The sequence below is a fragment of the Actinoplanes sp. G11-F43 genome (assembly GCF_050589265.1).
GTDB lineage: Bacteria > Actinomycetota > Actinomycetes > Mycobacteriales > Micromonosporaceae > Actinoplanes.
Genome location: NZ_JBNZCE010000003.1, coordinates 118042 through 131233, shown reverse-complemented (window position 1 = coordinate 131233; position 13192 = coordinate 118042). Strand labels below are relative to the sequence as shown.

Genomic DNA, 13192 nt, shown 5'->3' with positions numbered 1-13192 from the left:
GGCGTGCAGCCTGCCAGGTCGACGCCAGCCTGTCTGCACGTGGTAGGCGGCATGTCGCACATGTCGTCGGTGAAAATACACTTATCCACCACTCGCGCCCCTCTCCAGGGGTCGCCCGAGGCATCGTGGATCGATTTGTGTCACCGGCCGTGCCGGGGCGATCCATTCCAGTGCCGGGGCCTCGACCGGCCAGCCGCGGACGGTGAGGCCGCTGTCCGGGGTGTCGGCGGCCTGCGGGCAGAGCGTTTTCGAGGTGACCTCGCCGTTGGGGATGAATTTCACCTGCCCGGTCTCCTGGAGCATCGTGGTCGAGGTGTCGTCGACGGCGATGAGCTGGCCGCGGATCACCCGGACCGGTTCTCCCTCGGTGGTGACCTCGACGGCGGTGTCCGGCAGCACCGGGGCCTGGAGGAAGGCGAACCCGACGGTGAACGGCAGGGCGAAGGCGCAGGCGAGGGCCGGCCAGTGGGTGGCGATGCGGGCCCAGCGCTCCGGGACGGGACCGGTCAGGACCGGCCCGAAAAGCGGCGGCGCGGCCAGCAGCAGGGCGGTCGTGTGATCGCCGGCCCGGACCGCGGCGACCACTCCCGGCCACACGAAGATCCAGACCAGGATCGCGACGGCCACCGGGACGCCCAGGGTGACCCACCGCATCACCCACCGGTCGCCGGGCTCACCCTGCACCGCGGTCAGCCCGAGAATGGCGACGATCAGCATCATCAGCAGTGGCAGCATCCGCAGCTGCCAGGTGAAGGCGGCGATCCCGGTGGCGATCACCACCACCCAGCCGGGCATCCGCAGCGCGGCGACGGCGAGGAACGAGGTGGCGGTCCGGCCCGGCACGCTCACCAGCAGGATGCCGCCGAGCACCCGGACCAGCAGGATCGCGGCGGGGATCGTCCAGCTCAGCGAGATGAACAGGGCGCCGATCATGCCGAGCGGGTTGATGTACTGCACCAGCAGCAGCATGGTCGGCATGTCCTGGCGGGAGAGGTACCAGAGCCGGAGCACGAGCAGCAGCAGCGGGAACCCGGGCAGGACGGCGAGCAGCCAGTTGAGCTCGGCCCGGTAGCTGGTCCGGGGCAGCACCCGCTCCTTGGACACCATTCCGGTGTGGATCTCGACGTCGCTCATCCCAGCGGGTCCTCCCACGGCATCCACCGCACGTCGGGCCGCGCCACCGGGGGCTGCTCACCGACGGCGATCGGCGTGTTCTCGTTGGCCTCGACCTCCACCTGGAAGTTGTCCTCGAACGCCTCCTCCCACCGGTTGTCCTCCGGGTCCGCCCACGAGCGATAGAGGGTGAGGTCGACCAGTTCCTTCAGCGCAGCGTTCTCCCCGACGTTGACGCCCCATCGCTCGGTGGTGTGGACGCCCAGATCAAAATGAGAATACTTATCCGGAAACTTCCACTTCCATCCCGCGAGGATCGCGGCGTCGGTGCTGATCGCCTCGACCTGTCCGGCGTCCATCGCGGCGAAGCACTCCCGGACCCGGTTCTTCTGGGTCACGATGGCGCCGAAGTTGTCCAGCGCCGACCGGCTGGTCGCGGTGGACAGCGTGCAGACCCGTTTGCCCTTCAGATCCTCCAGGGCGGAGATCGGCGGGTGCCCTTTCAGGGCGATGACCGACTGCTCGGTGTCGAGGTAGCCCTGGGAGAACGTCACTCCGGTCATCGCCTCGCGCTCCGGCGTGATGCTGTAGCTGGCGATCACCAGCTGCACGCTGACCCGCTGGTTCGCCTCGGCCGGGTCGGCGGCCTGCATCCGGGCCCGGTCCTCGCTCTCCAGGCCGTAGAACCGCACGTCGGAGCGCCGGAACCCGAGATCCTCGGCGATCATGTAGGCGACGTCGATGTCGAAGCCGGACCACTGCTTCGTCGCCGGGTCGTAGTAGGCCGTGCCGAACTGGTCGTCCTTGACGCCGATCCGCAGCTCGGTCCAGGTGTCCACGCCGGCCTGCGCGCGCAGCTCGGCGACGGTCGGCGGCCCGCCGATCAGCAGCCGCCCGACGGCCACCGCGATGGTCACCACGATCAGCAGCCCGAGCCCGGCCAGCCGCCAGACCTTGAACCGGTACTCCCGGTCGACCACCATCTCCCGCTCGACCTCGGAGATGACCTCCTGGATCACCTCCTGCTGGGCGATGTTCTGGTCGGCGATCTCCTCGGCGGTCGGCTCCGGATCGCCCGGCGCCGGCGGTGGCGGCGTGCGCAGCAGCATCCGGACGAGCTCCGGCGCGAATTGCCGTGGCAGCCGCCACGGCGCCGGTGACGTCGGCCGGTCGCCCGGCACGCCGCCGTTGTCGGTGTCCCCCATCGCCCCGTCCTCCCGTTCCCCAGACAGGTCATCGTGCCCGAGACGGGCCGGGAACGGGATCCCCCGGAGGTAACGGGACACCCCCGACCAAAGTTCAGGGCACCGGATCGGCCGTGCCGAACGGCACGCCCGGACGGCACCGGACCAGCCGGGCCGCGGTGAGTCTCAGCCCGGCACGCAGCCCGTGCCGTTCGATCGCCTGGAGCCCGTAGGCGCTGCACGTCGGCTGGTACCGGCACCGGGTGGGCAGGCGCGGCGAGATGCGCCGGTAGGCGCGGATGGCGCCGGTCACGGCCCGTTCGCCCCAGGACCGCCGCGGTGCGGAGGTACGGGTGAACAGGGCCGCGACCAGCATCAGCGTGCTCAGCGAGAACAGGTCGCAGAACGGGAGGCTGCACTCACAGCATCCCGGGTCACAATCCCAGTCCCGTTTCTTCTTCGGCTCGTCCGGCGACGGCGAACCCGATTCCAGCGATTCCGATTCCGGCGGCTCCTCGGCACTCACCAGCACATGATGACGGGTCAGCGCACGGACACCACCGCGGCGCTCTCCGGGGGCAGCACCAGCCGGTCCCGTTCCACGATCACGCCGGGCGAGGTGGCCAGCAGCACCGCCTTGGGCAGTGCCCGCACACTGACCGTCTGTGCCGTACCGGCGAGGTTGGCGGCCACCACCGACGGCCCGCGCCGGATCACCACGTGCTGGTCGCCGTGCCACACCTCGACCCGGTGCAGCCACGGGTCGCTGATCCCGGGGGTGTTCCGGCGCAGTGCGATCAGCCGCCGGTACAGGTCGAGGATCTCGGCATGCCCGGGTTTGCCCAGCTCGGACCAGTCGAGCTTGGAGCGCTCGAAGGTGGCCGGGTCCTGCGGGTCGGGCACGTCGGCCTCGTCCCAGCCGTGCCGGGAGAACTCCCGGCGCCGCCCGTTGCGTACGGCGTCGGCCAGTTCGGCTTCGGGGTGTGAGGTGAAGAACTGCCAGGGGCTGCTGGCCGCCCACTCCTCCCCCATGAACAGCATCGGGGTGAACGGCGAGGTGAGCAGCAGGGTGGCGCCGACCTTGAGCAGGCCGGGCGAGAGGCTGGCGGTGAGCCGGTCGCCGACCGCCCGGTTGCCGATCTGGTCGTGGTTCTGCAGGAAGGCGACGAACCGGTGGCCGGGGGTGCGCTGCCGGTCGACCGGGCGGCCGTGCCGGCGGCCCCGGAACGAGGACCAGGTGCCAGCGTGGAAGAAGGCCCCTTCCAGCACCGTACGCAGGCAGTCCAGCGACCCGAAGTCGCCGTAGTAACCCTGCCGTTCCCCGGTGAGCAGGGTGTGCAGGGCGTGGTGCACGTCGTCGTCCCACTGGGCGTGCAGGCCGTACCCGTTCGCCTCGCGCGGGGTGATCAGTTTCGGGTCGTTGAGGTCGGACTCGGCGATCAGTGAGAGTGGCCGGCGCAGCTCGGTGGAGAGGGTCTCGACCTCGACGGCGAGCTGTTCGAGCAGGTGGACGGCGCCTTCGTCGTGCAGCGCGTGCACGGCGTCCAGCCGCAGGCCGTCGATGTGGTAGTCGCGCAGCCACATCAGCACGCTGTCGGTGATGTAGCGCCGGACCTCGCCGGAGCCGGGCCCATCCAGGTTGACCGAGCTGCCCCAGGCGTTGCTGCCGCTGCTCAGGTAGGGCGCGAACATCGGCGCGTACGCCCCGCTCGGCCCGAAGTGGTTGTAGACCACGTCGAGCACCACGCCGAGGCCCTTGGCGTGGGCGGCGTCGACGAAACGCTTCAGGCCGTCGGGACCGCCGTACGCCTCGTGCGGGGCGAACCAGCAGACCCCGTCGTACCCCCAGTTGTACGTGCCGTTGAAGGCGTTGACGGGCAGCAGTTCGACCAGGTCGATCCCGAGGTCGACCAGGTGGTCGAGGCGCTCGATCGCGGCGTCGAAGGTGCCGGCCGGGGTGAACGTGCCGATGTGCAGCTCGTACAGCACCGAGCCGGGCAGTTGCCGTCCGGTCCAGTGCTGGTCGGTCCAGTCGAAGGCGGTGTGGTCGTACCGCCGGCTCAGGCCGTGCACCCCGTCCGGCTGCCACGGCGACCGCGGGTCGGGCAGCGGCTTGTCCTGGCCGGGCAGCACGAAGCCGTAGTCGACGGCGGTGGAGTCGACGTCGGCGTGCCACCAGCCGTCCTCGCCGGGCTCCATCGGGTGCTCACGGCCGTCCAGGTGCAGTGTGACGGGCTTGTCCGGCGCCCAGACCGAGTATCGGGTCATTCCTTCACCAGGAGTGCGACGGGATAGGTACGCAGCAGTTCGGCCACCGACAGGCGGTTCCCGCCGTAGCCGGTGTTGGTGAACACTTCCGTCCAGCTGTGGCCGTCCAGTGTCAGGGTGGTGTCGCCCCAGCCGCCGTGCCGTGACAATCCGACCGGGAGCCGGGTGGACACCGCCACCACGCCACCGCGGTCGAAGGCGAGCACGTGCTCGGCGGACCGGCCCTCGGCCCAGACCGGGCGGTACCCGGCGAACAGTTCCGGCCGCTGCCGGCGCAGGCGCAGCACCCGGCTGGTGACCAGCAGTTTGGCCGCGCCGGTGTCGTCCACCGGGGGCTGCCAGCCGTCGTCGAGACGCCCGAGCAGTTCGCGGCGTTGCGCGAAGTCGACCGGGCGGCGGTTGTCCGGGTCGACCAGCGAGTGGTCCCACAGCTCGGTGCCCTGGTAGACGTCCGGGACGCCGGGCATGGCCAGCTGCGTCAGCTTCTGGCCGAGCGAGTTGGACCAGCCGGGCGGGGTGATCGACGCCGCGAAGTCGGTCACCTCGCGGTGCAGTGCCGGGTCGTCGTAGAGCCGGTCGACCATCTGCTGCAACGTGTTCTCGAAGGACTCGTCGGGGCGGATCCAGGACGTGCAGGTGCCGGCTTCCCGGGCGGCTTTCACCGCGTACGCCCGCAATCGGTCCCTGGACACCGGCCACGCGCCGACCGCGACCTGCCAGATGAGATGGGCCAGCGCCGGGTCCGGGAGCGGAGCGAGCCGGACCCACCGGCGCACCACCTCGGTCCAGTCGCCGGGCACCTCGGCCAGCACCGCCAGCCGGGCCCGCACGTCCTCGCCGCGCTTGGTGTCGTGGGTGGCCAGCGACGTCATGGTGAACGGCCAGTCCAGGACCCGCTGCGCGGCGAAGTCGTGGAACTCGTCCGGGGTGACGCCGAACTTGGCCGGGTCGTTGCCGACCTCGTTGCGGGCGACGAACCGGGTCCAGCGGTAGAACGCGTTGTCCTCCACCCCCTTGGCCATCACCGCGCCGGTGAACTGCTGGAAGCGGATCGCCAGTTCGTCGGCGGGGTTGCGGAGCCGTGCGGTGATCCGGTCCAGGAGACCGATCATCTGCGGGCGCCGGCGGCCCGCCTCGGCCCGCGCGGTGGCCAGGTCGCGGGAGCCGGCCGGCAGGTACGAGCGGTAGACCGGGAAGCAGGCGGCCAGCTCGGCGAGGGCCACCGGGGCGTGCTCGATCTCCGGCGCCAGCCGGGCCAGGCGGGCCAGTTCGGCGGCGAGGACCTCGGTGGCGACCCGGTATTTGGCATCGTGGACCAGGTCCTGCCAGGAGGTGGTGACCCCGGTCAGGTGGTGGTCCAGGGTGTTGAAAAAGGCCTCCGTGCCGGTGTCCACGAAGACCCCGTTGACCTCGGCCATCGCGTCGTATCCGGTGGTCCCGGCGACCGGCCAGGCGGGCAGCTTCTCCCCGGGTTCGAGGATCTTCTCGACCACGATGTACGCGTCCGGGGCGGCGTCCCGGAGCCGGTTGAAGTACTCGCCGGGGTCGCGCAGGCCGTCCGGATGGTCGACGCGGATGCCCTGCACGATGCCCTCGTTGTACCAGCGGAGGATCTCGGCGTGGGTGGCGGCGAAGACCTCGGGGTCCTCGACGCGCAGGCCGGCCAGGTCGGTGATGGCGAAGAACCGCCGATAGTTGATCTCCCGGTCGCCGCGGGTCCAGTTGACCAGCTCGTAGTGCTGCCGGTCGTGCACCTCCTGTGGCGTGCCCTCGCCGGTCCCGTCGGCGATCGGGTAGCGCTTGTCGTAGTAGCGCAGTTCGCCGTCCTCGATCCGCAGATCGTCGAGGGCGTCCGGTTCGTCCGCCAGGACGGGAAGCAGGATCCGTCCACGCTCCCAGTCGATGTCATAGAAGCCCGAGAAATCCGACTTGCGCCCATTTTTCAGCACATCCCACCAGGTGGGGTTCTCGTGCGGCACCGCAACCCCGGCATGATTGGGCACGATGTCGACGACAAGGCCAAGATCGCGAGCCTTCAACGCCGAACTCAAAACGGAAATATCACCCAATGCCGGATTTATCCGGGAGTGGTCGACGACATCGTAACCGTGCTCGGACCCGGGAGCCGAAACCAGCAATGGCGCTGTGTAAAGGTGCCCGACCCCCAGATCAGCGAGATAGTCGACGATCTCGGCGGTAGAACCAAGAGGAAAATCCGGGCGAACCTGTACGCGATACGTACTGCTCGGGTGCATCAGACCGTCCTGTCCAAGACGATGAGAGACCGGTCCGGCACCCAGATCTTGTGTCCGGCCTCCACGACGGACGGCCGATCGGGTGACGGCTCGGCGGTTTCGATGACTCTCTCCCACTTCTCCCCGTACTCGGCGGGAGGAGTGGCGAACTCCAGCGGCGCGTCGTGCGCGTTGAAGAAGAGCAGGAACGAGCTGTCCACGTGCCGCTGGCCGTACTGGCCGCGCTCGCGGATCCCCTCGCCGTTGACGAACAGCGCGACGGCCCGCCCGAAGTCGTTGCCCCAGTCGTCGCCGGCCATCTGCCGCCCGTCGGGGGTGAACCACTCCAGGTCGGGCAGCGGGTCGCCACCACCACGGGCGGTCACCGGCAGCCCGGTGAAGAACCGGCGGCGCTGGAACACCTGGTGCCGGTGCCGGAACGCGGTCAGCTTGCGGGCGAACTCCAGCAGCTGCTCGTCGGCGTTCTCCCAGTCGATCCAGGCCAGCTCGTTGTCCTGGCAGTACGCGTTGTTGTTGCCCTGCTGGGTGCGGCCCAGCTCGTCGCCGTGCGAGATCATCGGCACGCCCTGGCTGAGCATCAGGGTGGCCAGGAAGTTGCGGCGCTGCCGGGCCCGCAGTTCGAGCACCCCGGCGTCCTCGGTGGGGCCCTCGATCCCGCAGTTCCAGGACCGGTTGTGGCTCTCGCCGTCCCGGTTCTCCTCACCGTTGGCGTCGTTGTGCTTGTCGTTGTACGACACCAGGTCGTTGAGCGTGAAACCGTCGTGCGCGGTCACGAAGTTGATCGAGTGGAAGGGTTTGCGGCCGTCGTCCTGGTAGAGGTCGGCGGAGCCGGTGATCCGGGAGGCGAATTCGGCCAGGGTGGCCGGTTCCCCCCGCCAGAAGTCGCGGACGGTGTCCCGGTACTTGCCGTTCCACTCGGTCCAGTTGGGCGGGAAGTTGCCGACCTGGTACCCGCCGGGCCCGACGTCCCACGGCTCGGCGATCAGCTTGACCTGCCCGACCACCGGGTCCTGCTGCACCACCTCGAAGAAGGTGGAGAGCCGGTCCACGTCGTAGAACTCGCGGGCCAGGGTGGAGGCGAGGTCGAAGCGGAAGCCGTCGACGTGCATCTCGGTCACCCAGTACCGCAGCGAGTCCATGATCAGCTGGAGGCTCTGCGGGCTGCGGACGTTGAGGCTGTTACCCGTACCGGTGTAGTCCATGTAGAACTGGGGTTGATCGTCGACCAGACGGTAGTAGGTCCGGTTGTCGATGCCCTTCAGCGACAGCGTCGGGCCCAGGTGGTTGCCCTCGGCGGTGTGGTTGTAGACCACATCGAGGATCACCTCCATACCGGCCGCGTGCAGGGCTTTCACCATGCCCCGGAACTCCTGGGTCTGCTGACCGAGTGAGCCCATCGCCGAATATCCGTGGTACGGCGCGAAGAAGCCCAGGGTGTTGTAGCCCCAGTAGTTGTTCAGCCCGAGGTCGTGCAGCCGGTTGTCGTGCACGAACTGGTGCACCGGCATCAACTCGACGGCCGTCACGCCGAGGCTCTTCAGGTGCTCGATGATCGCCGGGTGGCCGATCGCCGAGTACGTCCCGCGCATGTCCCGGGGGATGTCCGGGTGCCGCTGGGTCAGGCCCTTGACGTGCGTCTCGTAGATCACCGAGTGGTGGTACGGGATGTCCGGCCGCCGGTCGTTGCCCCAGTCGAAGTACGGGTTCACCACCACGGCCTTCGGCATGTACGGCCCGGAGTCGAGTTCCGACATCTGATCCGGGTTGTCGAAGTCGTACGCGTACAGCGACGGATGCCAGTCGATGTCCGAGTCGACGGCCCGCGCGTACGGGTCGAGCAGCAGCTTGTGCGGGTTGCACCGCAGGCCACGGTGCGGCTCGTACGGCCCGTACACGCGATAGCCGTACCGCTGACCGGGCTCCACCCCCGGCAGGTACGCGTGCCAGACGAACGCGTCCTGCTCGTGCAGGAGAACCTTCCGCTCGTTGCCGGACGGGTCGAACAGACAGAGTTCGACCGCCTCGGCCACCTCGGAGAAGATCGCGAAATTCGTGCCCGTCCCGTCGTAGGTGGCACCCAATGGGTACCGGTGACCAGGCCAGACCTGCATACGGTGCTCCTACCCCTCGGCCGTCCTCAATGATCGCGGGCCGGCGCGCGAGATGTTTGCCCATCCCGGGGGTGGGTTAATCCTGCGCGCCCGCGCCTGCGGTCATTCTTCCGGACCGGGCGGGTCAGGAGTCGTCGCGACTCTGCTCCGCGAGGAACCGCTCCAGCTCGGCGCCGAGCTCGTCGGCGGTCGGCAGAGGCGTGTCGGAGTCGGCGAGCAGGTTGGCCTCCCGGCCCCGGACGAACGCGTCGTACTGTGCCTCCAGCGAGGTGACCAGGCGCGCGGCCTGCTCGTCGTCGGCGATCTGCTTGTCCACCTCGCCGCGCACCAGCTTGGCCGACTCGCGCAGGCCACCGGTCGGCAGGGCCAGGCCGGTGCTGGCGGTGACCGAGTCGAGCAGCACCTCGGCAGCCGCCGGATAGCCGGTCTGGGCCAGGTAGTGCGGCACGTGGGCGGCGTAGCCGAGCGCGTCCCGGCCGGACTCGCCGAGCCGGAACTCCAGCAAATTGCCGACACTGGCCGGCACCTGGACCCGCTGCAGCCAGGACTCGTGCTCGCCGAGCAGGCGCTTGTCGGTGGCGTGCGCGGTGACCCCGACCGGGCGGGTGTGCGGCACCGCCATCGGGATCGCGTTGAGGCCGACCGTGACGCTGACCCCGAGCTGGTCGATCAGCAGGGTGACGGCGGCGATGAAACGCTCCCACTGGAGGTCCGGTTCGGGGCCGGCGAGCAGCAGGAACGGGGTGCCGAGCTGGTCCTTGACCAGGCGCAGTTCGAGACTGGGCTCCTCGTAGCTCTCGAAATGGTCGGCCACGAAGATCATCGGGGGGCGGCGGGAGCGGTAGTCCAGGAGCTGGTCCAGGTCGAACGTGGCGATCACCTCGTTCTCCAGATTGTCCAGCAGACTCTCCCGGGCGAGCTGGATCGAGCTGCCCGCGTCGACGAATCCGGTCAGCGCCTGGATGAGCACCGGGCCGTCGAGTTCCGGCAGTTCACCGGTGATCTCGTAAAGCTCGTACGGGTCGAGCACGCTGCGAACCTCCATGAAGAGTTTTCGGCGACAACAGCCGGGCGGCGTCTTTGATTCCGGCGGGTATCCATCATCACCCACCCAAACGAGCGGGCACGTGCGCGCACCCTTCACAATGGGTGGCAGATCCTCTTCCTCGCCCCCCTCGGAGTGATCTGTGACGAAGGAACTGGCCGAAGACACCGCTACCCCACCCGGCACTCTCTGGGCCCGGATGAAAGCCGATCCGCAGTACGCTCCGGAGCACCTCGCGCTGGAGGCGGTCCGCCGCCTCGGGCCGGAGGCCGCCGAGTGGCACGACAGGCTGCGCGCCGAGCGCCCGGAGCTCGGCCCGGACCAGCTGGCCGATCTCGCGATCAAGCGCTTCACCACCCTGGCCCGGGTCTCCGGGGCGGTCTCCGGCGCGGCCGGGCTGCCCGGCGCGGTCCTCGACGTCGGGGTGCTCGCCTGGACCCAGGCCCGCATGGTGCTGCACGTGGCCGCCGCCTACGGCACCGACCCGGCCGCGCCCGATCGCGCCACCGACCTGCTGGTGCTCCAGCGGGTGCACAAGGTGGCGGTGACCGCGCGGACGGCTCTCGGGGTCGCCGCCGGGCGGGAGCGGGCCAGCCGGATCTTCACCGGTGACGGCAGCCGGCCGCTGGCCGGGGTGCTGATGCGGCTGAGCGTGAAACTGGCGCAGATGGCCGGCATCCGGGCCGCCAAGCGGGTCTTCGCCAAGGTGGTGCCGGGCGCCGGCATCATCCTCGGCACGTGGGCCAACTCGGCGGCGACCAAGGATCTGGCCAAACGTTCCAAGGAGCATTACCGCAACGGCTAGGTTCCGTCCGGCGCATCGCTCCGACGCGATTCGCGAGACAGAACCTAAGGTTCGGCGGCGGCCTTCCGATGACCCTGTCGTGAGGTCCGCCGTCCTGACCCTCGTCGTGGCGCCGCTGCTGCTGGCCGGCTGCTCCTCCTCGTCGTCCTCGTCATCGGAGGGCGGGGGTGAGGCGCAGAGCACCGGCAGGCCGGGCCGCAACTGGATCCTGTTCGATCAGGGCACCGTGTCCGGAGCGCCGTCCGCGTCGTACGGCAAGGCCTCGCCGACCCCGTCGATCACGCTGCCCACTCTGCCGCCGGCCAGTGGCTCGCCGAAACCCACCCCGAGCCCGACCTGCACGCCGCAGCAGCACATCAAGACCATCGACGGTCTCGGGGTGCGGCCGTCCAGCACCAGCGCCGTGGTCACCTGGTACAACCCGGGCGGCAGCGACCTGGTCGACTACCGGATCACCGCGGCCAGCCAGGTCCTGGTCAAGGGGATGCAGCCGGAGCTGGGCTGGACCCGGAGCATGCCGGCCAAGTGCGGTTTCGTCAGCGCCACCGTCACCGGGCTGACCCCGGGCACGCCGTACATCTTCACCGTCGACAAGGTGCGCACCCGGGAGAACCTGGGTCTGGACGGTGTCCAGACCCAGACCATCGGCCGGTCCCACGTGGTGACCACCACATCCGGTTAGCCGCCCGATTGAGCCGTCCCGGCCGGTTCGCGGATCAGCGTGCCGTCGACGTAGCAGTACTGCCAGCCGTCGTCGTGCTCCAGCGAGCGGATGATCGGGTGCTCGGTGTCGGCGTAGTGCGCGTCGGCGTGCTTGTTCGGCGAGTCGCTGCAGCAGCCGACCTCACCGCAGGTCAGGCACATGCGCAGTTCCACCCACGTGTCACCGGACTCGACACACTGCTCGCAGACGTCGGTGTCGGTCTCGGTGATCTGGATCCGGTCCATGTGGGTGCAGGCGGTGCTGATCGTCTCCTCCCGGACGTACCGCCAGCGGTCGTGCAGCAACCGGTCCGGGATGAACCGGGCCAGCATCCGGGAGTTGGCCGCCAGGATCGGCGACAGCACCGCGAGGATCAGCACGTAGAGGGCGACGAACGGGCCGATCCGCTCGTCCAGCCCGGCGGCGAGCGCCAGGGTGGCCAGGATCAGCGAGAACTCGCCCCGGCCCAGCACGGTCAGGCCGACGTTGGCGGCGCCGCGCTGGTTGAGGCCGAACAGCCGGGCGGTGATCAGGCCGGCCGACACGTTGGTCAGCACGGTGATGCCCACCGCGATCAGCACCGGCACCACGACCGCGCCGATCGCGCCGACGTCGATGCTCATCCCGAAGGCGACGAAGAAGACCGCCGCGAAGACGTCCCGCAGCGGCAGGACCAGGCGTTCCACCCGCTCCTTCACCGAGGTGCGGGCGATCACCAGACCGATCATCAGGGCGCCGATCGCGTCCGAGACGCCGACCTCCGCGGAGATCCCGGCGACCAGCACGGTCAGGCCGACCATCAGGATGGCGAGCAGCTCGTCCTCACGGCTGTCGATGATCTTGCCGATCCAGCGGGCTCCCCAGCGGGCCACCGCGAACAGCAGCGCCAGGTAGCCGAAGCTGATGCCGATCCGCAGCGCCAGCTCACCGGCCGAGTTCGCCCCGGACAGGATCGGGGTGAGCAGTGCCAGGTAGAGGGCCAGGAACAGGTCCTCGATCACGATGATGCCGAGGATCACCGGGGTCTCGGCGTTGGCCAGCCGGCGCAACTCGATGAGCAGCTTGGTGGCGATCGCCGACGAGGAGATGCCGACCGCACCGGCGATCACGAACGCCTCGGAGGCGCCCCAGCCCATCGCGAAGCCCAGGCCCAGCCCGGCGCCGATGTTGATGGCGATGTACGCCCCGGCCGCCGCGAACAGCCGTTTCCCGCTGCCCAGCACCTGCTCGACCGGGAACTCCACGCCCAGGTGGAAGAGCAGCAGCACCAGCCCGAGCAGGGCGAGCATGTCCAGGTCCTCGGGGTGGTCGAACAGGGTCAGACCGGGAGTGAACGGGCCGAGCAGGATGCCGGCCAGCATGAAGAACGGAACGGTGGGCAGCCGGAACCGGCGGCCCAGCCGGGCGAGCAGCCCGGCGACGAGGATCAGGGCGCCCAGCCCGATGAGGTTCGCGTGCACGGGGATCCCTAGTCGGTGAAGTAGGTGCCGGACAGCACCGCGCCGACCTTGCGGGCCTGCTCCTCGGTCAACTCGACCACGGCGTCGGGTTCATCACCCGCGTCCTCGAAGACGTAGAGGTGGCGTTTGCCGTCGCGGGACACCACGATCGACACCCGCCGCCCGCCACCGCCCAGCGCCACGTCGTACCGGGTGCCGACCCCGGGTAGTTCCTGGATGTGTATGCCCTTTCCCATGGGCGCAGATCC

11 protein-coding genes are annotated in these 13192 nt (G+C 69.5%); 2 read left to right on the top strand and 9 right to left on the bottom strand.

Going from position 1 to position 13192, the window contains the following annotated elements:
* Positions 1-81: 81 nt before the first annotated feature.
* The 7 genes from ACQ0O7_RS02480 to ACQ0O7_RS02450 all read right to left on the bottom strand — a co-directional run bounded on the left by ACQ0O7_RS02480 (position 82) and on the right by ACQ0O7_RS02450 (position 9961).
* On the bottom strand, positions 82-1134 hold the full coding sequence (locus ACQ0O7_RS02480) for a hypothetical protein (protein WP_430780074.1): 1053 nt from the start codon (positions 1132-1134) through the stop codon (positions 82-84).
* Entirely contained in the window at positions 1131-2318 is a 1188-nt protein-coding gene (locus tag ACQ0O7_RS02475) for a transporter substrate-binding domain-containing protein (RefSeq protein ID WP_430780073.1), read from the bottom strand. The genes ACQ0O7_RS02480 and ACQ0O7_RS02475 overlap by 4 nt, the downstream gene beginning before the upstream one ends.
* 94 nt (positions 2319-2412) lie before the next feature.
* Positions 2413-2823: a membrane protein insertion efficiency factor YidD gene (gene yidD, locus ACQ0O7_RS02470; RefSeq protein ID WP_430780072.1), complete on the bottom strand. Its 411-nt coding sequence runs from the start codon at positions 2821-2823 to the stop codon at positions 2413-2415.
* A gap of 17 nt (positions 2824-2840) precedes the next feature.
* On the bottom strand, positions 2841-4565 hold the full coding sequence (gene treZ / locus ACQ0O7_RS02465) for a malto-oligosyltrehalose trehalohydrolase (RefSeq protein WP_430780071.1): 1725 nt from the start codon (positions 4563-4565) through the stop codon (positions 2841-2843).
* Positions 4562-6820: a malto-oligosyltrehalose synthase gene (gene treY / locus ACQ0O7_RS02460; protein ID WP_430780070.1), complete on the bottom strand. Its 2259-nt coding sequence runs from the start codon at positions 6818-6820 to the stop codon at positions 4562-4564. The genes treZ and treY overlap by 4 nt, the downstream gene beginning before the upstream one ends.
* Complete coding sequence (glgX, locus tag ACQ0O7_RS02455; protein ID WP_430780069.1) at positions 6820-8931, bottom strand: glycogen debranching protein GlgX; 2112 nt, start codon at positions 8929-8931, stop codon at positions 6820-6822. Before glgX ends, treY begins: the two co-directional genes overlap by 1 nt.
* A gap of 124 nt (positions 8932-9055) precedes the next feature.
* Complete coding sequence (locus ACQ0O7_RS02450) at positions 9056-9961, bottom strand: proteasome assembly chaperone family protein (RefSeq protein ID WP_430780328.1); 906 nt, start codon at positions 9959-9961, stop codon at positions 9056-9058.
* Between the two features lie 214 nt (positions 9962-10175).
* Here ACQ0O7_RS02450 and ACQ0O7_RS02445 point away from each other — a divergent pair, with 214 nt between their 5' ends.
* The gene (locus tag ACQ0O7_RS02445; protein WP_430780327.1) at positions 10176-10781 is read left to right on the top strand and encodes an EcsC family protein; all 606 of its coding nucleotides are present in this window, start codon (positions 10176-10178) and stop codon (positions 10779-10781) included.
* A 79-nt stretch (positions 10782-10860) separates the two neighbouring features.
* Positions 10861-11463 carry a fibronectin type III domain-containing protein gene (locus ACQ0O7_RS02440; RefSeq protein ID WP_430780068.1) on the top strand — a complete coding sequence of 201 codons (603 nt, stop codon included), beginning with the start codon at positions 10861-10863 and terminating at the stop codon, positions 11461-11463.
* On the opposite strand, the gene ACQ0O7_RS02435 is transcribed toward ACQ0O7_RS02440, so the two are convergent.
* Positions 11460-12944 carry a cation:proton antiporter gene (locus ACQ0O7_RS02435; protein WP_430780067.1) on the bottom strand — a complete coding sequence of 495 codons (1485 nt, stop codon included), beginning with the start codon at positions 12942-12944 and terminating at the stop codon, positions 11460-11462. The two genes, ACQ0O7_RS02440 and ACQ0O7_RS02435, sit on opposite strands and share 4 nt — an antisense overlap.
* Before the next feature lie 8 nt (positions 12945-12952).
* Positions 12953-13180, bottom strand: coding sequence for a potassium transporter TrkA (locus ACQ0O7_RS02430; RefSeq protein ID WP_430780066.1), 228 nt, complete (start codon positions 13178-13180; stop codon positions 12953-12955).
* Between the last annotated feature and the right edge of the window lie 12 nt (positions 13181-13192).